Below are 23,006 nucleotides of genomic sequence, written 5' to 3'. Positions count from 1 at the left end.
GCTGGTGCTGCTTGCGGCGCTAGATGATCAGGCTGAGCGGGAGGATCAGCGCGATGGCGGTGACCGAGATCAGGGTCTCCATCACCGACCAGGACTTCAGGGTCTGACCGACCGTCATCCCGAAGTACTCCTTGACCAGCCAGAAGCCCGCGTCGTTGACGTGCGAGAAGAACAGCGAACCGGCCCCGATCGCGAGCACCAGCAGGGCGGCGTGGGTGGTGGAGAGGTCGGCGGCCAGCGGGGCGACGATGCCGGCGGCGGTGATGGTGGCGACCGTCGCGGAGCCGGTGGCCAGGCGGATCAGTACGGCGATCAGCCAGCCGAGCAGCAGTGCGGAGATGTGCCACTTGGCGGACCACTCGCTGACGGCGTTCCCGACGCCGACGTCGATCAGGGTCTGCTTGAAGCCGCCGCCCGCGCCGACGATGAAGACGATGCCCGCGATCGGGGCGAGCGACTTCTCGACCGTGGTGGAGATCCGGGCCTTGGTGAAGCCGGCCGCGCGGCCGAGGGTGAACATCGCCAGCAGGGTCGCGGCGAGCAGGGCGATCAGCGGCGAACCGATGAAGTCCATCACCCGCTGCACGCCGGCCTTCGGGTTGTCGATCACGACATCGGCGAGGGCCTTGCCGAGCATCAGGACCACCGGCAGCAGGATGGTGGCCAGCACGGCCGCGAAGCCCGGGGTGCACTCGCCGCGCTCCGGGCGTTCGGCCTCCGGCGGCAGGGTGAGCGGGCCGACCCAGCGCTCGGCGAAGCGGGCGAACAGCGGGCCCGCGACGATCAGGGTGGGGACGGCGATCAGCAGGCCGAGCGCGAGGGTGACGCCGAGGTCGGCCTTCAGCGCGTCGACCGCGACCAGCGGGCCCGGGTGCGGGGGCACCAGGCCGTGCAGGACGGAGAGTCCGGCCAGCGCGGGGATGCCCAGGCGCATCACCGGCACGTTCCCGCGCCGGGCGACCAGCAGCACGATCGGGATCAGCAGCACCACGCCGACCTCGAAGAACAGCGGCAGCCCGAGCACCGCGGCGATCAGCGCCATCGACCACGGCAGCATCCGCTTGCTGGAGCGGCGCAGCACGGTGTCGGCGACGATGTCGGCGCCGCCGGAGTCGGCGAGCAGCTTGCCGAGCATCGCGCCCAGGCCGATCAGCAGGCCGACGCCGGCGACGGTGGAGCCGAAGCCGGTGGAGAAGCTGCTGAGCAGCTTGTCGAACGGCGCGCCCGCGACGGCGGCCAGCACGCCGGAGCCGAGGGTCAGGGCCAGGAAGGGGTGCAGCTTCAGCCGGGTGATCAGCAGCACGATCACGCCGATGCTGAGCAGCACCGCGAGCAGCAGGACACCGTCGCTGTCGGTGTGGGGCAGGGCAGCGGTCAGGGTGGTCACGCGAAGTCTCCGTTGACGGGGCGCGGGTGGGAGGGGGCGAACAGCAGCACGGCCCGGTCGGCGAGCTCGGACGGGCTGTGGGCCACGTCCAGCTCGGCGCCCGGCTCGTCCGGCTGCAGCGGTTCGAGGGCGGCGTACTGGGAGTCGAGCAGCGTGGCGGGCATGAAGTGCCCGCTGCGCTCGGCCAGTCGGGCCCGGATCAGGGCCTGGTCCCCGGTCAGGTGCAGGAAGCGGGTGGCCGGGGCCTGGCTCCGCAGGGTGTCGCGGTAGCGGCGCTTGAGGGCCGAGCAGGCCACCACTCCCCCGGCTCCGTCGCGGACCTGTCCGCCGAGCCAGTCGGCCAGGGCGAGCAGCCAGGGCTGCCGGTCCAGGTCGTCGAGGGGGGTGCCGGCCGCCATCTTGGCGATGTTGGCGGGCGGGTGGAACTCGTCCGCCTCCGCGTACGGGAGGCCGAGCCGCTCGGCCAGCAGCCGGGCGACGGTGGTCTTGCCGACGCCCGAGACGCCCATCACCACGAGGGTGGGCGGTTGGTTCTCGACGCTGAGACCCATGGCTGGTGCTCCTGTTCTGGCCGGTCGGGTCCGACCCTGCCGCAAAGGTATGACTTATTCAAGAGAGCGAAACCTAATCGTCATACATATGTGGCGAAGATATCCTGACCCGATGGAGATCCAGGGCCTGCCCGGCCGACTGCTCGCGGACCTCGGTCCGGCCATCGCCTCCGGTGAGATCCCGGAGGGCGCGGTGCTGCGCGGCGAGGAGCTGGAGGCGAGGTACGGGGTGTCCCGGACGGTGGTCCGGGAGGCGATCCGGATCCTGGAGTCGATGCGGATGGTCGCCTCCCGCCGCCGGGTCGGCATCACCGTCCAGCCCAAGAGCGGCTGGGACGTGTTCGACCCGCTGGTGATCCGCTGGCGGCTGGCCGGTGCCGACCGCTCCGCCCAGCTCCGCTCGCTCGGCTCGCTCCGGGTGGCGGTCGAGCCGGCCGCCGCCGCCCTGGCCGCCGTGCACGCCACCGACGACCAGCGGCGTGAACTCGGCGCGCTGGCGGTCGAACTGACGGTCACCGCGCGCGCCGCCGACCTGGCCACCTTCCTCCGGCACGACATCGCCTTCCACGCGACCATCCTGCGCGCCTCCGGCAACGAGATGTTCGCCCACCTCGGCGACACCGTCGGCGCGGTCCTCACCGGCCGCACCGAGCACCAGCTGATGCCGCACCAACCCGAGCCGTACGCGGTGAAGTTGCACCGCGAGGTGGCCGACGCGATCTGCACCGGCCAGGCCGACGCGGCCGAGCAGGCCATGCGCACCATCGTCCAGGGCGCGCTCGCCGAACTGGACGCGACGCTGGGCTCATGACGACGGCCCGCCGGATGAACCGGCGGGCCGTCGGATGTGCACTGACTGGTACAGCTGGGTGACTTCCCTGCGGCCTACGGGCCGTCAGGACTCACAGGCCGAGCAGGTGGATTCCTGACCCACGCCTCGGCATCGCACCGGGTGCAGTGCACCCGCGCCTCGTGCGCGGGTCCACCGGGACCTGCGGACCCGAGGTAGTCGACGACGAGGACGCCTTGACGACAGTTGGGGCACTCCGGGGCCGAGGTCGGACTCCGCAGGACGGACGACACCGCCGCGATCCACTCACGCCGGTCCATCTCACCCACACCCCCAGCCCAGGAACGCCTTGTTCGCGAAGTTGAACGCGGCCTTGGTCTCGTCGGCAGCCAGCTCGCCGGTGACACCGCCGGCCACCTCCGAGGTGGTGATCCGGTGCATCTCGTGCAGCACCGTCTTGGCCGCCTCCGACTCGCTCACGAACGCCTCCGGTCCCATGACGAACCCGCGCTCGCCGAACATCGTGAAGCCCGAACTGGGCAGCCCCGGCTCGTACATCACGGTAACCCCGCGGACGGAGATCTCCGCGACCTCACCGGCTGCGTGTCCGGCCCTGATCGACGCGAACTCGGGCGAGCTGAAGATGGCCTTGGCCTCGTCCGAGATCTGCTGCTCGAGCGCGGTGAGCGCATCGCCCTCACCGGAGTTGTGCACCAGCACCGGAGTACGGCCCGCGAGCACGTAGTAGGTGTGCTGCGCCTGGACTGTCAGGTCGTAGGTGACCATGGCGGCGGTGTAGTTGCGCACCGCCTGGACCGTCGCCACGGTGTAGTCGTCGGTCTGCAGCCGGTCGCCGACGGCGAGCTCGGCGGCATCCACGAAGGCACCGCGGGTCAGGTCGTAGTACGGGTGGTTCTGGGTACCGGTGACGGTCTTCGGGCCGTCGGGCCCACTGACCGTCAGATCGGTGAACGCGGTGTCGGTCGTGGTGACGTAGGTCCGCTCGACCCGGTGCTGCTCAGGACCCCCACCGGGTGCGGCGTTCTCGACCAGGTCACCGACCCGGATCTCCTCGATCGGCCTGGACCCGCCGTCCGCCATCAGGACGTGTGTCCCGGCGACGAAGCTGTGCATCGGCTTGGGCTTGCAGCTGAACCGGAACCTGGCGACGCTGAACGCCGACCGGAGCTTGGCGAAGGTCGCCGCGTCGATCGCCGCCGTCCTGGCCGACTGGACCACGAGGTTGAACGCCACCTCCATGCCGACCATGTCGCCGATCAGGATCGCGTACCTCAGGGTCGCGGCGGCACGCGCCGCGACCTTCAGGGCCGGCGGCAGCAGCAGACTCGCGGCGGCCCAGTAGCAGTCGGCGTTCTTGAACGAGAGGTTCCTCGCACAGCCGATGAAGTCACTGATCAGGCCGTAGGCCAGCGCCTTGGTGAACTGCCAGTCGATCGCCACCATGTCGAGGTCGAAGACGTGGTCGGTCTCGAAGTCGACGGGGTAGGACTCGATGAACTCCTTCTGGTACTTGCCGGTCGCCATGCAGGCGGCCGCCGTGGCGTTGGCGATGTCGCAGGTCACCATGAAGGCCATCGCCCGGCCGGTCAGGTGGACCCGGGCCGGCAGCTTGCAGTAGCGCAGGTTTCCGGGGTTGATCTTGCACTGGTCGGTCGCGTAGCCCGTGCCCTGGATGTCCACCGGCTCGATGAGCAGACCGGGCAGCTCGTCGTCGTAGGCGGGCATCGTGGGCGGCGGCGGGTTCCGGTCCAGCTGTGCGGATGCTTCCGCGATCTGCCGGGCCTTCACCGCATCGGCGTTGGCGTTGTCCGAAGCCTTCCTGGCCGACGTGGCCGAGGCCTCGGCTGCCGTGGCGAAGTGGCCGGCGTTGGCGGCGGACTGCTTGGCCTGGTCGGCCGCCGTCCGGGCCTTCGTCGCGTCCTTCTCGCTCGCGTCGGCCGCCGAACTGGCCGCCGTCGCCTCGACCCTGGCCTGGCGGGCCGACTCCTCGGCCTTCCAGGAGTCCGCCTGGGCCTGGGCGTTGAGGTCGTCGAGCCGTTGGGAGACCGCCTGGACGTCCTTCGCGTCGGCGGCGGCCCGGTTGGCCGACTTGAGCGCCTCGGCCGCGGCCCGGGAGCCCTTGGCCGCCGACTTCGCCGCGTCCGCCGCCGCCTGGGCGGCGAGCTTGGCCTCGCCGAGGGCGCGGTCGGCCGCGCCCTGGGCCGCCTTGGCGAAGGCCTCGGCCTCGGCCGCGCGCATCTCCGCGACCTGGGCCGACTGCTCGGCCAGGGTCTTGGCGGTTCCCGCGACCACGACCGAGAGTCCGGCGGTGGCGCTGGTGGCCGCGAAGGCGATGCCGAGTTCGATCGCCTGGTCCGCCGGGGCGGTCACCGCGTTGGCGGTGTCCCGGGCGATCTCCGCCTGCTGCGAGGCGGCGTACGCCTGGCCGGAGGCGGTGGAGGCGTCGGCGACGGCGCCGGCGGCCTCCTGCTTGGCGGCGTCGGCCGCTGACTTGGCGTCAGCCGCGTTCTTCGCCGCCGACTTGGCGAGGGCGGTGGCCGCGTCGGAGTTCTCCTTGGCGATACCGGCCTGCATGATCGCCTCGGCCGCCAGGTAGTGCCCCTGGGCGGAGTTGGCCTGGGTCTTGGCCGCCGCCGACCGGGCGGTCCTGGCCGCCGACTCGGACTTGGCGGCCGCCGCCCAGCTGACCGTGGCCGCCGCGCGGGCTGCCACGGCGGCAGCGGAGGCCGCGTCGGCGTCCTCGTCGGCCTTCACTGCGGCGTCCATCGCCCGGTTGGCCGCCTGGCGGGCGTCCTTCGCCGCGGCCGCGGCGGCGTCGGCGCCGCTGGTGCCGCGCTTGGCGGCCTCCTCGGCGTCGGCGGCGGCGGACCTGGCGCGGGCCGCGTCCATCTCCTTGCGCGCGGTCTCGGACCGCTCCCTGGCGGCCCCCGCGTCCTTCTCGGCCTGCTTGGCCTTGGCCTCTCCCTCGTCGGCGGTCCGGGCGTCGCCCGCCGCCCTGGTCTCCTCGGTCGCGGCGGCGTCGGCCTGCTTCAGTGCGTCGGCGGTGGCCGTCGCGGCCTTGGCCCGCTCCTGCTCGGCCACCTGGCGGGAGGCGGCGGCGTTCTGCCGCTCCTTGTCGGCGGTCGCGGCAGCGGCCTTGGCGTCCGCCGCGGCCTTCTGCGAACCGGCCTCCAGCGGAGCGATCCTGGCCTTGTCCTGCGCCACCACGGCGGCCGCGTCGGCGGCTGCCTTGGCCTTGGCCTCGGCGGCGACCGCGTCGGCCTCCGCCTGCTGGGCGCTGTCCTGCGCGGTCTGGCGCAGGAAGGCGGCCCGGGCGGCGTGGGCCTGGGCGCTGGCGTTGGCCAGCAGGGCTCCGCTGTCGGCCACCGTCGCGTTGGCGGCGGCGACGGCGGTGCGCAGCGCCAGTGCGGTGGCCTGGGCGGCCGCACTGGCGGACTTGGTGACCTGGGCCGACTGGTTGGCGTAGGACAGGCCCCGGGCGACCGGGGTGCCCTGCGCCGCGGCGGTCTGCTGCGCCGCGGCCACGGCCGCGTCGGCCTTGCCCACGGCGGCCTTGGCGTTCACCGCGTTCTGATCGGCCGTCAGCGCGAGGGCGTCCACCCGCTGCTTGACCTGGTTCAGGTCCGCGGTGATCTGGGCCGGCGTGAACCAGCCGGTCTTCGGCCGGGCCTGGGTCTCCATCAGGTTCTTGGCGACCCACGCGTTGCCCAGTGCGTCGTGCATGGCGACCGCGCTGGACTGCAGCGCCGTCAGCGCCTGGATCTCGGCGTTGGCGATCGCGGTGCGCTGCCCGGCCTGGGCGGCGTACTCCGCCTCCCACTCGGCCGAGGCGGTCTCCTCGACCTCCACCAGCACCCGGTACGGGTCCACCGGGTTGCCCGGGTCGCCGCTGGACCAGCGGGTCTTCAGGCTCTCGACCTCACGCCGGAACTCGGCGCTGCCCGCCGCAGGGGCGACCGTCGGGAAGCCCTGGAACTGGATGAACCGCCGGACGTCGTCGGCCGATCCGCGCGTCTTCGGCGCGAACAGCATGATCGTCCAGAGGTTGTACGGGTCTCCCTGGGCCTGCTTCTCCTTGAGGATCTGCGCGACCCGGTCCATCGACTCCTGCGACGCCTGGGGCGGGTTGACCGCCCAGCCGTAGCCGGCCGCCTGGCTGACCTGCTTGTACACCCCGCCGGCCGAGAGCTCCTTGAGCACGGCGGTGTCGTACTCGGGCTCGCGGTTGCCGAAGTCCGAGGTGAAGTACTTCCAGACGGTGTTGTTGCGCTCCTCCTCGCGGCTCCAGATGCCGTTCATCCGGCCGTTGGCCGCCGCGACGTCGGCCTCCCAGGCGTCGTAGAGGCCCTGGTCGAAGAAGAGCGGCGGGTTGACCTGGCCGGGTCCGGCGAGCCGGGCGGTGGCCAGGGTCTTGGAGGCGACGCCGCCCACCTGGAACAGGTAGGCGAGGTTGGCCCGGCCGGTACGCAGCCGGGCCTGGGTGTCCATGACCGCCTGCCGGGCGTCCAGGTCGTGCCTGGCCTGGGCGGCGGCCTGCGCGGCGGCGAGCTGCGCGGCGAGCGCGGCCTCGTCCCGGCGCAGTTGCTCCTCGGCCGCCTTGGCGGACTCCTCGGCCTTCGCCGAGTCGGCCTTGGCACTGGCGGCGGACTTCTCCGCCGCCGTCGCGGCCTCGGCCGCCCGGTCCGCCGTGCCGCGCGCGTTCTTCGCGGTGGTGTCGGCGTCCTTGGCCGCCTGAGCGGCCGTCACGGCGTCCTTCTCCGCCTCGGTCGCGGCTGCGCCGGCGGCCTGGGAGTCGGCCAGCGCGTCCTGGGCGGACTTCGCGGCGGCCTGGGCCTGGGCCCGGGCCTGCGCGTCCAGGGCGGCGGTCCTGGCGGCGGAGGCCTTGGTCGCGGCGGAGTCCGCCGCTGCCTTGGCCGCGGACTTCTGCGCCGCTGCGGCGGACGCGTCCGCCGCGGCGGCGGATGCCGCCGCCTTGGCCGCAGCCTCCGCAGCGGCCTTGCCGTCACCGGTGGCCCGCTCGGCGGCGGCCTTGGCCGCAGCCGACTGGGCCGCGGCCTGGGCCGCGACGGCGCCGGCCACCGCGGACTGCTGCTCCGCCATCGTCCGGGCGCCCTGGGAGGCCAGTACGGCCAGCCCGGCGGAGGAGTCGTTGCGGGCGAACGGCGCGCCGAGCGTGATCGCCTGCTCGACCGGGGCGGTCACCAGCGCGGCGGCGGCCCTGGCCTGGTCGGCGGCCTGCCCGGCCGCGTACGCCTGACCGGCTGCAACTCCGGTCGCATCGACCGCCTGGTCGACCGCCTGCTTGGCGGCGACGGCGGCCGAGGCGGCCCGGAGCGACTCCTGGGACGCCTGGGCGGCGGAGGCGGAAGCCTCCGCCGCCTTCTTGGCGGCGGCCTCGGAGTTGTCGATCGCGGTGGCCGCTGCGGCCTCCGCCGCCATCGCGGTGGAGTACGCGATCAGGGCGTTGGTCTGGGCGTCGGCGGCCCAGGCGGTGGCCCGGGCCGCTGCGGCGCCGGACTTCGCGGCCTCCTCCCGCGCGGCGACGGACGCCTCGGTGGCGGTGCCGGCCTTCGTCGCGGCCTGGCCGGCCTCGGTGGCGGCCTGGGTGGCTGCCGCGGCAGCCTGCTGGGCGGCGGCCCTGGCCTCCTCGGCGGCCGCGGTGCCCTGGGCCGCCACCGCTGCGGCGGCCAGCGCCTGGGCGTTGGCGGCCGCCACGTCCTGCTGCCGCTGCGCGACGGCGGCGGTGTTGCGGAAGGTGGCGGCCCTGGCCTCGGCCTCCTTGGCGGCGGTGGCCTTGCGGACCGCGTCGGTGTTGGCGCTCTGCGACTGCTGGTGCCGCTCGTCGGCGGCCTTGTTCTTGTCCAGCGCCTCGTCCAGCGCCTTCTTGGCGCTGCCGCGCCGGGTCTCCGCGTCGGCCTTGGCCTTGGCGGCGTTCTGCCGCTCGGTGGCGGCCTTGGCGGCGGCGGCCTTGCCCCGCTCCAGTGCGGCGGCCGCGTCGGCCTCGGCCTGGACGACCTGGGCCTTCGCGGTGGCCACGTTGGTGGCCGCGGCCGCGGCCGCGTCGGCCTTGGCCTTCGCACCGGCCGCGAGGTCGGCGGCCCGGGTGGCGCTCTCCTCGGCGGACTGGCGCTGGAACTGCGCCCGGGCGGCGGCGGCCTGGGCCTGCGCATTGGCCAGCACGGCCGCGCTGTCGGCGACGCTCGCGCTGGTGGCGGCGACCGCGGTGTCGAGTGCGTTCGCGGTGGCCAGCGCAGCTGCGGCGGCGGCCCTGGTCACCTGGGCGGACTGCACGGCGTACAGCAGACCCCGGCCGCGCGGCAGGCCGTTCTCGTCGGCGGTCCGGTCACCGGCGGCGAGGGCCGGGCCGACCTTGTCGGCGGCGGCCTTGGCGTCGTTGGCGGCCTTGCGGGCCACGGCGGCCTGAGCGGTCACCAGGCCCTTGACCAGCGCCAGGTCCGCGGTGGCCTGGGCGTCGGTCCGCGGGTTGGCCTGGTTCTGACGCTGCGTCGGGTTGGCCTGCCACTTGAGGATCTGACCGGCCGACCAGCCGTAGCCGAGCGCCTGGTGCATCGCCTCCGAGCCGCTCTGCAGCGCGGTCAGCGCGTCCAGCTCGGCCTTCAGGATGTCGGCCCGGGGCTGGGCCTGGCCGGCCAGCTCGGCGAGCCACTCGGCCGAGGCCACCTCCTCGGCCTCGACCAGGACCTTCTTCCAGTCGGTCGGGTTGGAGACGTCGCCACTGGCCCAGCGGGCCTTGAGCGACTCGACCTCGATCCGGAACTCCGGGGTGCCCTTGACCGGGGCCGTCTGCGGCAGGCCGTGGTACTGGATGAACCGGCGGACGTCGTCGGCCGAGCCCTCCTTGGTCGAGGCGCCGAGCATGGTGAGCAGGCCCCAGGGGTCCTGGGCACCGGCCTCGGCGACCAGCTCCCGGGTGATCTCGTCCACCTTGGCCTGCGCGGCCGGGCTCGCCCGGACCGGCGGGGGCAGGCTCTGCAGGGCCATCTGGTTGCGGGCCCGGACACCGGACGCCGACATGAAGTCGGTGACGTCGGTGTCGTACTGCGGCAGCTTGGTGTTGCTCGCGGTGGCGTAGGGCTCCAGGTACTTCTGCAGGCCCAGGTCACGCGAGGTGCGCGCGTCGTCGTCGGCGCCGGCCCGGCTCTCGTCCTGTACCCCGGCCCCGACCACCCGGGTCCCGACGAACTGGTTGACATGCAGGTCACCGGCGGGCACAGCGGCCGTGGAGACGCTGGTGACGGTCCGGTCGACCAGGCCGATCTGGGCCGGGTCGCGGAACCAGCTGCCGTCGGTGCGGCGGATGGTGTCCCAGCTGGTCCCGTCGGTGTCGAGCGAGACCAGGTGCACCTCGCCCGCCGGTGAGCCGACGGCCGAGACCTGCCGGACCGGGTGGTCGGCGTACGCGACCACCGGGGCGGTCCAACTGCCGTCGGTGCGGCGGCTGGTGGCCCAGGCCTTGGCGTCGTTGCCGAGCACGCCGAGGTGGACCTCGCCGTTCGGGACGGCGGCGATCGCCACCCCCTTGGCCGGCGGGGTGGCCACCGCGGCGGTGCGCCAGCTGCCGGCGGCGGCCCGGACGGCGTGCTGCACGGTGCCGTCGGCCCGGAGCACGGCCAGGTTGACCTCGCCGTTGGGCGCGGCAGCGGCGGCCAGGCCGCGGGCCGTACCGGTCGCGTCGACGGTGACCGGGGCGGCCCAACTACCGTTGCCTGCCCGGACGATGTCACGGACGACACTGTCGTTGCCGAGCGTCAGCAGGTGCACCTCCCCGTTGGGGGTGACGGCCACCGTGACGGCGCGGGCCTGCTTCGAGCCGTCCACCAGGACGGTCCCGGTCATCACGCCGACCCAACTGGTCTCCCAGCTGTTGGTGTTGGCCCGGCGGATCTGGTCCCAGACCGTGCCGTCCTCGGCCAGCGTCACGGTGTGCAGGTCACCGTTGGGGGCGCCGGCCAGCTGGATGTCCTTGAGCCTGCCGCGCGCACCGTCCACCACGAACGGGGCGCTCCAGGCGCCGGTGCCCGTACGGGCGGTGTTCCAGACCCGGCCGTCGGCGGCCGTCAGCTCCAGCTGGACCTCGCCGGTGCCTGAGGCCCCGGCCGAGACGCCGGTGGCGACCGGAGCACCGGCGACCGCCGACTTGACCCAGGTGTTGTTGGCCTGGAGCGCGAAGTCGCTGACGGTACCGGTGGTGGTCAGCACCGCGACGTGCGGCAGCGCGTTCGGCACCGCGACTGCCGCGAGGCCCTTGGCGTTGCCGGTGGCGTCCACCGTACTGAGCGCGGTCCAGCTTCCGTCGGTCTTCCGGGTCTTCTCCCGGACCTTCTTGTCGCTGCCGAGCAGCTGGAGCCGGACGTCGCCGTTGGCGGTCGCGGCGACCGAGAGGGCCGTGCTCGGGGTGGCACCGCTGTCGGCGGCCGTACTGCCGCTCCACTTGCCGGACTTGAGGACGTTCGTCCACACCTTGCCGTCGGCGGTGAGCAGTTCGAGGTGCAGCTCGCCGTTGGGCAGACCGGCCGAGGCCAGGCCCTTGACCTTGCCGGGGAGCGAGTCGAACCGGACCGTACGGTCCGCCCCGCTGCCGCCCATCGAATAGCCCGGGTAGTCGCCGGGGTTGTAGACGTAGTCCCGGACCGTGCCGTCGTCGGCGAGCAGGGTGAAGTGCAGCTCCCCGCCGGGCAGGGCGGCCTGGGTGAACGCCGTGGTGTGCGCGTCGCTGCTGATCGCGATCGGGACCGACCAGTCGCCGTTCGGGAACCGGACCTTGTCGTAGAGCTTGCCGTCCGTGGTCAGCAGGCCCACGTGCAGCTGGCCGTTGGCCATCGTGGCCTGGGCCGACTGCTTGACCGCGCCGATGCCCTCACCCAGGGTGGGGCCGGAACTGCGGTCGCCCTTGCTGTTGATCACGTTGTCGGCCGAGGACGAGCCGAAGTACAGCGACCAGCCGGGCCAGGGGCCCAGGTCGCTGCCCGCCAGCAGCGTGCCCGCCCCGCTCTTCATCGCGGGACCGCCCGCGTGCATGGTGTTGGCCAGGATCGCCCGGGCCCGCCGGTCGTCCGCCGCCGCGTCCATGACCTTGATCCGGGCGTCCAGTTCGGCCTCGGAGCCGGCCGGCGGGGCGGCGTCCGCTCTCACCCCCGCCCGAACGGCCGCCTGGGCCGTCCCCACCGTTGTTCCCACCAAGGAGGATGTCATCGCGAGTGCGGCCGCAAAAACGACCGTACGCGATGCTCCCCGTATTACTCCCGCTTGTTGCGAGGACACAGTTCGCCTTCCGTGAGCCCCGGCCCGGGGGGATTGCTCACGGCGGACACGCCTGCACCACAGCGAGTCAGTACACGTACCGTAAAAGCCCGTTGGAGTCTCTCCCCCCAGTCGGAGACACCGATGTGATCTTGAAGCGAGCGCAAACTATCCGAACAAGTTACCGCTGGGCAACATGTGTCACCGCAGCTCACCAGCTTGATCACGATCGAACAGCCAGCCGTCCGAAGACTGTTGACAGTCCGTCTCACGCTGTGATCGACTACGCCGGATTCACGCTTCAGCACGGGGGACAACTCGCAGATGAACAAGCAGATTTCGGGCCGCTCGGCGGCTGCGGCCGCCATTGCCGTCACCGCACTGCTCGGGCTGGCCGGCTGCTCCTCGGCCGACGCGGACGAGGCCGGCAAAAAGGCGGCCGCGGCGGCCGGGTCGAGTTCGGGCCCGATCGACCGCGGCGGCCTCGGGAAGGGCGGACCGTGCCGGGACGCCATGCAGCACATCACCGACGCCGGCCAGAAGCTGACCGCCGAGGCGGCGGACCGGGCGAAGGCCACCGCCACCCTGGCGAGCTTCGCCCAGCAGTTCGCCGCCGACTCGGACCGGATCAGGAACCCCGAGGCCAAGCAGGCGGCCAAGCAGCTCGGCGAGGTCTACGGCAGGCTGGCCGAGAGCGCGAAGACCAACCAGAGCCCCGACCTGAAGGCCCTCCCCGCCCAGGTCCAGTCCGCCATCGCGGCCCTGAGCGCCTGCGCGGCCACCGAGTAGCTCCGGCCGGGTGGCGGCAACCGGTCCGAATGGGCGGACGCGGAGCGGGCAGGCTGGGTACGGACGCTCTGCTCACGTACGCCCCGGGGGTTGTTGCCCATGCCCGCTGCACGCCGTCGCCGCCGCCTGCCGGACCGGGTCCGGGCCGCCGCCGTACGGGCGTGGATGTTCTTCTCCTGCACGCTGATCAGCCTGATCGTGGCCACCCTGGCCTCGTACGCCCGCAGTTGGCTGATCACCCCGGCGCTGATGGCCACGGCGGTCGGGGTGTTCGGCACCGTCTGGTGCCTGCTGGAGATCCTGATCTCACGTCAGATCGCCGCCCAGCAGCGGCGCGGACCGAACTCGGCCAACCCGATGACGGGCAGCCGGGAGCGGCGCCGGGCCGACCGGCCGGGCGCCGCCGCCCCGGTGGATCAGCCCCGACTGCGCAGGGTGTAGCCGTACTGGACCGGCCAGCGCGGCTCCGCGCCGAGCTCGGCGGCGGCGCGCTGCGGCCAGTACGCGTCCCGCAGCAGCTCCCGGCCCAGCGACACCACGTCCGCCTGACCGCTCGCCACGATCCGCTCCGCCTGGGCGGGTTCGGTGATCAGGCCGACCGCGCTGGTGGGCAGGCCCGCCTCCGTGCGCACCCGGGCCGCGAACGGCACCTGGAAGCCGGGGGCGACCGGGATCTTCGCCTTCGGGTCGATCCCGGCCGAGGAGGCGTCCAGCAGGTCCACCCCGGCCGCGTGCAGCTCCTTGGCCAGCCGGACGGTGTCCTCGACCGTCCAACTCGGCACCCCTTCCAGCCAGTCGGTGGCGGAGACGCGGTAGAGCAGCGGCAGCTCCTGCGGCCACACCTCCCGGACCGCCGCCACCACCTCCAGCGCGAACCGGCTGCGGCCGGCGAAGTCGCCGCCGTACCCGTCGGTGCGGTGGTTGGAGTGCGGCGAGAGGAACGAGTGGATCAGGTAGCCGTGCGCACCATGGACCTCCACCGCCTCGAACCCGGCCGCCAGCGCCCGCCCGGCCGCGTCGGCGAACGCCCGCACCACGTCCTGGATCTCCCGCACCGTCAGCTCGTCCGGCACCGGGTGGTCCTCGCCGAACGCGACCGGTGACGCACCGACCGGCTGCCAGCCGCCCGCCCCGATCGGCAGCGGCTTCCCGCCCAGCCAAGGCCGGTCGGTGGCGGCCTTGCGGCCCGCGTGGGCGAGCTGGACCGCCGGGACGGCGCCGTGCGACTTCACCAGGGCGGCGATCCGGGCCAGCTCCTGCTGCTGGCGGTCGTTCCAGAGCCCGAGGTCCCACGGCGAAATCCGGCCGTCGGCCCGGACGGCGGTCGCCTCGGTCATCACCAGCCCCGCACCGCCGGCCGCCCTGGCCCCCAGGTGGGCCAGGTGGAAGTCGGTCGCCGCCCCGGCCCCGGGGCCGTCGGGCGCAGCGGAGTACATGCACATCGGCGCCAGCCAGATCCGGTTGGGAACGGTCAGCTCGCGCAGGGTGATCGGCTCGAACAGGGCACTCACGGCAGACTCCTCGGACGGCACATCGGGGCTTGTACGGTAACTCTCGTAGTACGGCAGCTGTCAAACTACGATGATTCTCGTACCATATGGATGTGACCGAGACCCGACTGCCCGAACCCGCCCTGACGGAGATCAGACTGACCGCCGTCCTGCACGCGCTGGCCGACCCGGTCCGGCTCCGGATCGCGGCCGAACTCGCCGACGGCACGCACGAGATGGCCTGTCAGGCGTTCGCCCTCCCCGTCACCAAGTCGACCAGCACGCACCACTTCAAGGTGCTCCGCACGGCCGGGGTGATCCGCCAGCACCGCCGCGGCACGTCCCGGATGAGCTGCCTGCGCGCCGAGGAGCTCGACCAGCTCTTCCCCGGGCTGCTCACCAGCATCCTGCGGGCGCACCGCACCGAGCAGCCGGTGTCCTGACGCCGGCCACCCTGGGCGGTCGGACGCGTGGGCGGGGGCGCCGGGTCAGTCCCCGTCCTCGTCCTCGGTGTGGGGCAGGTCGATGCCGTGGTGCCCGGCGATCCTGATCAGGGCGGTGACCCGGCCCCGGTAGGCCTCGACGCCGTCGTCGTCGCCCGCCTCGCGGGCCGCGGCCAGCGCGAGGCGGGCCTGGGCCAGCTGCTCACGGAGCTCTTCCTCGAACACACGTCAAGCATCGCACCAAAACCGGCGGACCCCCGAGTGACGCGGGTCAGTCGACGGGCCGCTTGAACATCCGGGTCGCGGTGATCTCGCCGTGGATGGCCGGCCCGTCCGGGTCCTGCGGGGCGGGCAGGCCGGGGCGCAGGTGCTCCTCGACCGAGATGTACTTCAGGCCCGCCCGCAGGTCGGCGTCGTTGCGCAGCCGGATCACCAGCGGGAACTCGGCCAGCGCCGTGGTGTCGAAGAGGCCGGTGGTGTAGATCAGCTGCACACCGAGCGCGTCCGCCACCGCCCGCTGGAGCTCCAGCAGGTAGGTCGCGTTGGCCCGGCCGATCGGGTTGTCCAGGAACAGCGTGCCGGCGTGCCGCAGCTGGGACTGGCCCCGGTCGTTGGCCCGCAGCGCCGCCATGGTGCAGTACAGCGCGATCGCGGCGGTGAGCAGCTGGCCGCCGGAGAACACGTCGGACATCTGACCGACGCTCACCCGCTCGGCCCGCAGCACCGCGTCGGGCTTGAGGATCTCGACCGAGACGCCCTTCGGACCGATCGCGGCGGCCACCCCGCGCAGCAGCAGTGACATGCCGTCACGGCGCAGGTCGGAGTTCTTCCGGACGGCCGAGCGGGTGGCCTCGTCGATCACCTCGCCGAGCCGCTCGACCAGCAGCGCGTGGTCCGGGTCCTCGAACCGGATCCGGAGGAACTCCTGGCCGGACCACTCCCCCAGGCCCTCGGGCAGCCGGGACAGCCGCTGGGCCGCGCGCAGGGTGGCGAGCGAGCTCTCCACCAGTCCGCGCAACCGGTCCACGATCGAGCCCCGGTTGCGCTCCAGCTGAGCCAACTCGTCGGTGAGCACCCGGAGTCGGGGGGCGAAGGCGGTGGCCCAGGCGGCGGCGTGGTCGGGCAGGGCGGCGGCGGGCAGCTCGCGGATCTGCTGCCGCGCCGGGGTCCGGACGGCCTCGTAGCGGACCGCGTTGGCGTGCCGGACCAGCGCGTCGGAGGCGTCCCGGACGGCGAGTTCGGCGGCGGTCAGCTCGGTGGAGGCGGTCCGCAGGGTGCGGCGGGACTCGGCGGCGGCGCTCCGGGCCTCGGCGAGCGGGCCGAGGTAGGGCTCGGCGGGCTGCTCGTTCTCCTCCGGGTGGTGGTCGCGCAGGCCGTCGCGGAGCTGGGCGGCGCTCTCGTCGAAGTCGGCGGCGGCGCTCTGCGCGGTGTCCAGGGTGCGCTGCAGGTCGCTGTGCGCGATCCGGGCGTTCTCCACCAGCTCGCGGCGCTCGGCCAGCCGGGAGGTGGCGGTGCGCAGCAGCAGCTGGGCGTGCTCCGGGTCGGTCGGGACCAGGTCCTCGGGCAGCTCGGTGTGCGCCTCGCCGCTGGCGGGGGCGGAGCGCTCGGCCTCGCCGCGCAGCCGGCCGAGCTGCTCGGAGGCGGTGGCGGAGCGGGCCTCGATGGTGGCGACCAGCTCCTCGGCCCGGGCGGCGGCGGCCTGCCGGGCCGGGCCGTCGGCGCCGTCCGGGCTGGCCAGCAGCTCCTCGGCGCGCAGCCGGACCTTGTTGCTGAGCCGGTCCAGCTCGGTGGCGGAGGCGGCCTCGTCGCCCTCGGCCCTGGCCTGCTCGGCCCGCAGGTCGGCACCGACGCCGACCTTCTCGTACAGCTGGGCGGCGGCCCGGTACGCCTCGCGGAGTGCGGGCAGCGAGGCCGGGGCCTCCGCGGGCTCCTCGGCCTCGGCGACGGCGGACAGCTCGGAGCGCTCGGCCCGGAGCGTACGGACGGTGCGGCGGGCGTCGTCGGCGGCGCGCTGGGCGGCCCGGCGGTCCTCGTCGCAGGTGCGGGCCCGCTCGGCGCAGACGGCCTGGCGGCGGTCGCACTCGGCGGCGTCCTCGGCCAGCTCGCGGCGGCGGCGGGTCCAGGTGCCGCGCTCGCGCAGCCGGAAGGCGAGGCCGGCCAGCGCGTCGGCCCGGCGGCGGGTGCGCTGGGCGGCCTCCCGGCGCTCCTCGTGCGCGGTGGCGGCGGCCAGCTGGTCGGCCTCGGCCTCGGTGTGCGCGGCCCGCAGGGTGGCCAGCTCGGCGGCGGCGGTCTCGGCCCGGTCCGCGGCGGCCAGGGTGGCCCCGGTCAGCTCGGTCAGGGTGCCGGGCGGGCACTGCTGGTGCCAGGAGGCGAGCCGGGCGTTCAGCGCCCGGTCGCCGCCGAGCCGGGCGGCCAGCTCACGGATGTGCTCCTCCCGGGCGGTGGCCCGGGTGCGCAGCTGGCGGCGCTCGTCGTCGGCCGCGCCCTCGTTGTGCATCGCGGGGTTCGGCGGCACCAGGAAGAACGGCGGCTCGGCCCCGATCGGCGCGATCAGCGCGGCGGCGGTGCCGACCGCGACGGTGGAGCGCGGCAGCAGGGCGGCGGCCTGGAGCGCCTCCCGGGCCCGGTCGAGCGACTGCGGGTCGGTGACCACCACGCCGTCGACCAGCTCGGGGCGGGCGGCCAGGATCGCCTCGTGGTCGGCCGGGTCGACCGACTGGGCCAGGTAGCGCCAGCCGGGCAGCGCCGGGATGCCGTGCTCGCCGAGGAACTCGACCGTGGCCAGCACGTCGGGGCCGGGCGGCAGCAGGCCGCCGTCGCCGAGCGCGGCCAGGATCCGGGAGTCGTCGGCGGCGGCGGTGCGCAGGTCGAACAGGGTGCGCTCGGCGCTGCCGACGGCCGCGTCCAGCTGCTCGCGCAGTGCCTCGGCGTTCGCGTCCAGCAGGGTGGGCGTCAGCCCGCCCTCCTCGTCCTCGCCCTGATGCGGCGTCAGGCCGAGCAGCTCGGCCAGCCGGGGCTCGGCGGCCAGGGCGGCGGCGGTGCGCTGCTCGGCCGACAGGGCGCGGTGGGCGTTCTGGTACGCGTCGCTGGCCCGGGCGGCGGCCAGCTCGGCCCTGGCCTCGGCGGCGCCGGTCTCCCGGGCCCGGGCGGCGGCCTGCTCGGCGGCGGCGCGGGACTGCTCCAGCGCGGCGGTGGCGGCCTGCTCCGCGTCGGCGGCGTGCAGGGCGGCGCGGGCCGGGTCCGGCTCATCGGTGTCGGCGTCGATCCAGCCCGCCTCGACGGCGGCCCTGGTCTCCTGCTCGACCTCGGCCAGGCGCTGGCCCAGGTGGCCCTCCTCGGAGCGGGCCTTCTGCGCGGCGGTCGCGGCGGCGGTGGCCTCGGCCTGGGCGGCGGCGCCGTCGGCCTGCAACTCCCCGGCGCGCAGCTCCTCCTGGTCCGCCCTGGCCTCGGCGGCCCCGGCGGCGCTCTCCAGTGCGCGGGCCAGCGCCCCGGCGGCGCGGGCCCGGGCGGCCAGCGCGGGGGCGGCGTCCAGCTCGGCCTCCCGGATCGCGACCGCGACCCGGGCCACCCGGTCGGCGGCGGCGCGGTGGCGCAGCACCGCCTCGGCGGCCTGCCAGGCGGAGTGCAGCGTACGGGCCTCGGTCAGCTCGCGGCGGAGCGCGGCGGCCTCGGTGGTGGCGGCGGCCAGGCCGAGGGTGGCGTGACGGTGGGTCAGCTCGGCGGTGATCAGCGAGTGCCTGGTCCGGTCGGACTCGGCGGCGGTGACGGCGCTCGCGGCGGCGGCCACCTCGATCGCCAGGTCGTGGCCGCGCTCGCGCTCGGCGCTGCCCCGGGCGGCGAGCGAGTGCGCCAGCCTGCGGGTACGGCGTTCGGCGGTGCGGTGCAGCTCGCGGACGGACTCGCGCGCCGTGGTGGCGTCCACGATCCGCTGCAGCAGCTCGACCGAGCCGGCCGTGAAGTCCCGCTCGGCGGTCAGCTCGGACCGGCGGCCGAGCTTGGCGGCGAAGCCGTGCACCAGGTCGGCCAGGCCGTCGGTGTCCCGGGTGTCGGTGACGGCGCGCAGCAGCAGGTCGGTGAAGTCGGAGTCGTGCTTGACCGCGAAGAGGCCGGCCGCCTCGCCCTCGTCCGCGTTCATCTCGCGCTGGTAGCGGAAGAGTTCCGGGTCCAGGCCGAGGTCGGCGAGGTGCTCGGTCCACCGGTCGTGGCCGTCCTCGAACACCAGGTCCAGGCCGGGGTACGCCTTGCCCGCCTCGGTCAGCGCGTCCCGGAAGCCCTTCATGGTGCGGCGCCGGCCCCGGACCCGCTGGTCCCCGGCGAGCGGGACCCGCTCGGCGACCGGCAGCGCGTCCAGGGTCAGGCCGTCGCCGGGGCGGAACGAGTACCAGGTCTCGGCGAACCTGCGCGGGTCGGAGGAGACCTGACGGCCCCTCCACTCGCTCACCTTGCCGACCACGATCAGCTCGCCGGTGACGGTGTGCTGCCACTCCAGCGCGACGTGGCCGCAGTCGTCCGCGAGCAGGAACTTGCGCAGCACGCCGGAGCTGGCGCCGCCGAGCGTGTTGCGGTGGCCCGGCAGCATCACCGAGAAGATCAGCTTCAGCAGGACGGACTTGCCGCCGCCGTTCTCCAGGAACAGCACCCCGGCCGGGGCCGGGCGGCGCTGCGGGCCCTCCGGCTCCTCGCCGAACAGGCCGATCTGCTGCGGCCTCGGCTCGGCCACCGGCTCACCGACTCCGCGCAGGTCGAGCACCGTGTCGGCGTAGCGTGCACCGGCCGGTCCGATCGAGTACAGGCGGACCCGGTTGAGCTCGTACATGTGCGGCGGTTCTCCAGAAGGCGGTTCGGGTCGGGGCAGGTTCGGGCTAGAGGGAGTGGAACGGCAGGCCGGCGTCGGCGACCAGGTCCTCGCTGTGGTCGGCGGGCAGCAGGGTGGCGGTGCCGTCGCTGATCGCGACCACGCCCAGGTCGATCAGCTCGGCCATTGCGGCGCTGCTCGCCAGGTCGCGGATCTGGAGCTGGTAGCGGGCGGTGGTGCGGTAGGTGCCGCCGGCGTCGTCCGAGGTCTTCTGCAGGAAGCCGGAGTCGACCAGGAACAGCACCGCCTTGGAGACGATCCCGATGGTCGAGCCGGAGAGGCGGCGGGCGTCCTTGGTGGCGCCGGTGGCGGAGCGGCGGGCCCAGACCCGCCAGGCTGCCTCCAGCCCGGGGGCGTCGGTGGCCGGGTCGGTGTTGGTGCCCGCCGCCTCGGCCCGCTCCTCCAGCCGGCGGCAGGCCTGCCGGACGAAGGCGTCGATGCCGTTGACGGTGATCCGGCCCAGGTAGCCGTCGTCGGCCAGGTCCTCGGGGCGGGGGAACGCCATCGCGGCGGTGGCCAGGTGCGCCAGGCCGTGCAGGAAGCGGTCGGTGGTCTCACCGGCGGCCCGGCGCGAGTAGTCGCCCATCCGGACCGCGAAGACCGAGTCCTCGTCGGCCGCCACGGCCATGCCCGCGCGGGGGGACACCTCCAGCACCACCAGGCCCATGCCGGTGGCCACCGCGTCGGCGAGCCGGGCGAACGCCGGGTCCTCGCGGTGACGGCGGATCAGCTCGGCGTACTCCGCGTCCCGGGCCGGGAGCAGCTTCGCCTGCAGGCCGAACGACACCAGCCGCGCGGCGTCCGCCACGTCGGCGGGGGTGATCGCGGCCGCGACGGTCGCCTGCGGCTCGGCCTCGGGCTCCCAGGTATCGGTGCTCACGAGTGGTGCTCCTTGCAAAGACGGTGACGCGAGATCAGGGGCGCGGGGAACTGCGCGGGGCGGAAGGCAACGGTGCGGCCGCTCCGCGACGGCGGGACGGTGCCACGTGCTCTCCGGGAGAGCCTGCGGGACGGGTTGCCTGCCGAAGCGCGCAGTTCCCCGCGCCCCTGTTGGTATGACCCGACACGCATATCAGCTCGCGTCCTTGCGGTCCGCCGCCATGCCGGCGGCGTCGAGCAGGGCGCTGCCCACGATCAGGTCGGCCCCGCCGAACTCCGGGTCGTCCAGCCGGGTGCCGTCGTCCACCGCGAAGAGCAGCCGCTCCTCGCCCTGACGGTACGCCGTCCCGACCGGCGGGCTGGCCGCGTGGACGGCGAGCAGGGCGACCAGGTACGGCAGCTCCGGGTCGCCGCGGCGGGCCTCGGCCAGCAGGCCGGACAGGCGCCGCGGCGCGTCCGGCGGGAGGTCGAGCAGCTCCAGCGCGCGCTCCAGCTGGGCCTCGGAGAAGCGGCTGTCGTCGGGTGTGGCGACCAGGTCGGGGTCGGGCAGCTCGGCGCCGAGGTGCTCGCGCTCGACCGGCGGGGTGAGCAGCAGGTCGACCAGGTCGGCGACCCGGACCGAGACCGGGGTGCGGAGCCCGATGCCCCGGGCGAAGAACGCGTCGGTGGGCCCGATCGCCTGACCGACCGGCAGCTCCAGCAGCGGGGCGAGCAGCTGCCCGTACAGGTCGACGCCGCTGCGCGCGGTCGGTGCGGCGAAGGCCTGCCGGTCCTGCTCGGCCCGGAACAGCGGCCCGGCCTCCAGCAGGCGGGTCTGCAGCTGGGTGTGGCGCCGGATGCAGTCCTTGACGATGTCGACCAGCTCAGCGGCGCGGCGCTTCTGCTCCGGGTCCTCGGACTCGTCGCGGGCCTTGCGGATGTTGGTGAGGATCGCGTTCTCGTGCCGGTAGCGGTCGGCGATGTGGTCGAGCGCCTCGTCGATCAGGTCGGGGACGGCCTGCATCCAGTCCACCGCGCGGACGTTGCGCCGGGTCGCGTCCAGGGCGCGGCGCAGCGTCTCGGCGTACTGGACCGTGCGGTAGCGGGCCTGCTCGGCCGCGAGCTGGGCGTCGGCGAGGCGGCCCCGGCTGATCAGGACCTCCAGCTTCACCTCGGCGGCGATCTGAGCCGACGTCACGTCGGTGTCGAGCGCGCCGACCAGGACGTTGACCGCCTCGTCGGTGGTGCGCAGGTAGACGCCGCCGTCCGGGCCCGGCACCTCCTCGATCAGCTTGAAGTCGTAGTCGCGCCGGACGTACGAGCCGTCGGAGCCGAAGGTGCCGTAGACGGCGCGGAAGCCCCGGTCCACGCTGCCGACGTTGATCAGCGACTCGAGCACCCAGCGGCCGACCCGCTCGTGCTCGGCGGTCGGGCGGGCCGGGTTCTGCGCGGCGACCCGGGAGAGCAGGCGGCCGAGCACTATGTCGCGGTCGGCCCCGGTGTCGAAGTCCATGTTGAGCGTGACCAGGTCGATCACGGCGAGGCCGACCTCGGCCATCGCGTACGAGCTGTACTCGCCGGCCAGGTTGACCTTGCGGTTCTCCAGGTCGTGCAGCGGGGCGGTGCAGGCCAGCGCCTTGAGCCGGCGGGCCAGCCCCTCGTCGGCGGCCGGGCCCGGCGCGGGCCGGGCGGCGCCGGGGGCGGGCGGCCGGAGCGTCTGCTCGGTGGGCTGGTCTGCGATGGCGGTCACGGAGGTCAAGGTTAGGGGTTCACCCCGACAGAGTCCGAAACGACCCCGTTGTCCGCCTTTCCGAAGCAGAGTTGAACATGTTCAGTTCTTCGTTCTAGAGTCAGTCCTGCGCAGGTCGGGGCAGTGAACCCGATCCGCACTACCCGTATGGGGGTTTGGGACATGACCGAGGATCAGAGGACCGCCGAGGCCGCCGTGCTGCGCCGGGTCCGCCGGTGGATCGGGATCTTCATCGTCTGCCTGGTGCTCAGCGGCCTGACGGCCTTTCCGCTGGAGGCCGAGACCCGCTGGCTGGTCGGGCTGGTGGACGGGTCGCCGCTCGCCGAGCACTTCCCGGCCGCCGCCGCCTGGGCCGAGCGGGTCCGGGACGGGATCGCCGACACCAACGTCCGCTACCCCTTCCTGGCGTACGGCACCGACTGGCTGGCCTTCGCCCACCTGGTGATCGCGATCGCCTTCTGGGGTCCGTACCGGGACCCGGTGCGCAACGTCTGGGTGATCCAGTGGGCGATGACCGCCTGCGCCGCGATCATCCCGCTGGCGCTGATCTGCGGGCCGCTCCGGGGGATTCCGCTGGTGTGGCGATTCGTCGACATGTCGTTCGGGGTGATCGGGGTCGTCCCGCTGCTGATCGTGCTGCGCGGCATCCGGAAGCTGGAGCGGGCCGAGGCGCTGCGCGGGACACCGCAGGCCCTGGCGGCCTGACCGGCCCGCGACCGGGTCGAGGGACGAAACGTTCCGCCATGTGAGGGAGCGCGCACCCGAGGGTGCGCGCTCCGGGCTCGGGTCACGTGCACACGCGCCCGCGCGC

At 74.1% G+C, this 23,006-nt stretch carries 13 protein-coding genes; 5 read left to right on the top strand and 8 right to left on the bottom strand.

Annotated elements, in window-relative coordinates; all coding sequences use genetic code 11:
• Positions 1 to 19: 19 nt before the first annotated feature.
• Together ABT118_RS25865 and ABT118_RS25860 are read right to left on the bottom strand one after the other, a co-directional pair.
• Positions 20 to 1,387 (bottom strand): GntT/GntP/DsdX family permease, encoded by a 1,368-nt coding sequence (locus ABT118_RS25865; RefSeq protein WP_350673385.1) that lies wholly within the window; start codon positions 1,385 to 1,387, stop codon positions 20 to 22.
• Positions 1,384 to 1,938 (bottom strand): gluconokinase, encoded by a 555-nt coding sequence (locus ABT118_RS25860; protein ID WP_350673383.1) that lies wholly within the window; start codon positions 1,936 to 1,938, stop codon positions 1,384 to 1,386. Before ABT118_RS25860 ends, ABT118_RS25865 begins: the two co-directional genes overlap by 4 nt.
• A gap of 112 nt (positions 1,939 to 2,050) precedes the next feature.
• Between ABT118_RS25860 and ABT118_RS25855 the strand changes: the two genes are divergently transcribed.
• On the top strand, positions 2,051 to 2,749 hold the full coding sequence (locus ABT118_RS25855; protein WP_350673377.1) for a FadR/GntR family transcriptional regulator: 699 nt from the start codon (positions 2,051 to 2,053) through the stop codon (positions 2,747 to 2,749).
• Positions 2,750 to 3,049: 300 nt separating this feature from the next.
• Here ABT118_RS25855 and ABT118_RS25850 read toward each other — a convergent pair whose 3' ends face one another.
• Complete coding sequence (locus ABT118_RS25850) at positions 3,050 to 11,935, bottom strand: polymorphic toxin-type HINT domain-containing protein (RefSeq protein ID WP_350673374.1); 8,886 nt, start codon at positions 11,933 to 11,935, stop codon at positions 3,050 to 3,052.
• A 399-nt stretch (positions 11,936 to 12,334) separates the two neighbouring features.
• Between ABT118_RS25850 and ABT118_RS25845 the strand changes: the two genes are divergently transcribed.
• On the top strand, positions 12,335 to 12,799 hold the full coding sequence (locus ABT118_RS25845) for a hypothetical protein (protein WP_350673369.1): 465 nt from the start codon (positions 12,335 to 12,337) through the stop codon (positions 12,797 to 12,799).
• 99 nt (positions 12,800 to 12,898) lie between these two features.
• The gene (locus ABT118_RS25840) at positions 12,899 to 13,240 is read left to right on the top strand and encodes a hypothetical protein (protein ID WP_350673366.1); all 342 of its coding nucleotides are present in this window, start codon (positions 12,899 to 12,901) and stop codon (positions 13,238 to 13,240) included.
• Here ABT118_RS25840 and ABT118_RS25835 read toward each other — a convergent pair.
• Positions 13,216 to 14,310: an NADH:flavin oxidoreductase/NADH oxidase gene (locus ABT118_RS25835; protein WP_350673363.1), complete on the bottom strand. Its 1,095-nt coding sequence runs from the start codon at positions 14,308 to 14,310 to the stop codon at positions 13,216 to 13,218. The two genes, ABT118_RS25840 and ABT118_RS25835, sit on opposite strands and share 25 nt — an antisense overlap.
• Positions 14,311 to 14,402: 92 nt before the next feature.
• Between ABT118_RS25835 and ABT118_RS25830 the strand changes: the two genes are divergently transcribed.
• On the top strand, positions 14,403 to 14,732 hold the full coding sequence (locus tag ABT118_RS25830; protein ID WP_350673360.1) for an ArsR/SmtB family transcription factor: 330 nt from the start codon (positions 14,403 to 14,405) through the stop codon (positions 14,730 to 14,732).
• 45 nt (positions 14,733 to 14,777) lie between these two features.
• Here ABT118_RS25830 and ABT118_RS25825 read toward each other — a convergent pair whose 3' ends face one another.
• The 4 genes from ABT118_RS25825 to ABT118_RS25810 all read right to left on the bottom strand — a co-directional run bounded on the left by ABT118_RS25825 (position 14,778) and on the right by ABT118_RS25810 (position 22,195).
• Positions 14,778 to 14,957 carry a hypothetical protein gene (locus ABT118_RS25825; RefSeq protein WP_350673357.1) on the bottom strand — a complete coding sequence of 60 codons (180 nt, stop codon included), beginning with the start codon at positions 14,955 to 14,957 and terminating at the stop codon, positions 14,778 to 14,780.
• A gap of 46 nt (positions 14,958 to 15,003) precedes the next feature.
• Positions 15,004 to 19,548, bottom strand: coding sequence for a coiled-coil domain-containing protein (locus ABT118_RS25820; RefSeq protein WP_350673354.1), 4,545 nt, complete (start codon positions 19,546 to 19,548; stop codon positions 15,004 to 15,006).
• 46 nt (positions 19,549 to 19,594) lie between these two features.
• The gene (locus tag ABT118_RS25815; protein ID WP_350673350.1) at positions 19,595 to 20,467 is read right to left on the bottom strand and encodes a hypothetical protein; all 873 of its coding nucleotides are present in this window, start codon (positions 20,465 to 20,467) and stop codon (positions 19,595 to 19,597) included.
• A gap of 192 nt (positions 20,468 to 20,659) precedes the next feature.
• The gene (locus ABT118_RS25810; protein WP_502884668.1) at positions 20,660 to 22,195 is read right to left on the bottom strand and encodes a hypothetical protein; all 1,536 of its coding nucleotides are present in this window, start codon (positions 22,193 to 22,195) and stop codon (positions 20,660 to 20,662) included.
• Positions 22,196 to 22,357: 162 nt separating this feature from the next.
• On the opposite strand from ABT118_RS25810, the gene ABT118_RS25805 reads away from it, so the two are divergent.
• On the top strand, positions 22,358 to 22,900 hold the full coding sequence (locus ABT118_RS25805; RefSeq protein WP_350673347.1) for a hypothetical protein: 543 nt from the start codon (positions 22,358 to 22,360) through the stop codon (positions 22,898 to 22,900).
• Positions 22,901 to 23,006: the final 106 nt, after the last annotated feature.

Source organism: Kitasatospora sp. NPDC002040 (assembly GCF_040296785.1).
Taxonomy (GTDB): Bacteria; Actinomycetota; Actinomycetes; order Streptomycetales; family Streptomycetaceae; genus Kitasatospora.
The sequence above is the reverse complement of the archived record's forward strand: the minus strand, read 5'-3'. Positions and strand labels throughout refer to the sequence as shown.

Bases quoted from the DNA above. Each gene is read 5' to 3' on its own strand.
- ABT118_RS25840 (WP_350673366.1), top strand. From the start codon at position 12,899: ATGCCCGCTGCACGCCGTCGCCGCCGCCTGCCGGACCGGGTCCGGGCC.
- ABT118_RS25855 (WP_350673377.1), top strand. From the start codon at position 2,051: ATGGAGATCCAGGGCCTGCCCGGCCGACTGCTCGCGGACCTCGGTCCG.
- ABT118_RS25805 (WP_350673347.1), top strand. From the start codon at position 22,358: ATGACCGAGGATCAGAGGACCGCCGAGGCCGCCGTGCTGCGCCGGGTC.
- ABT118_RS25860 (WP_350673383.1), bottom strand. From the start codon at position 1,938: ATGGGTCTCAGCGTCGAGAACCAACCGCCCACCCTCGTGGTGATGGGC.
- ABT118_RS25820 (WP_350673354.1), bottom strand. From the start codon at position 19,548: ATGTACGAGCTCAACCGGGTCCGCCTGTACTCGATCGGACCGGCCGGT.
- ABT118_RS25845 (WP_350673369.1), top strand. From the start codon at position 12,335: ATGAACAAGCAGATTTCGGGCCGCTCGGCGGCTGCGGCCGCCATTGCC.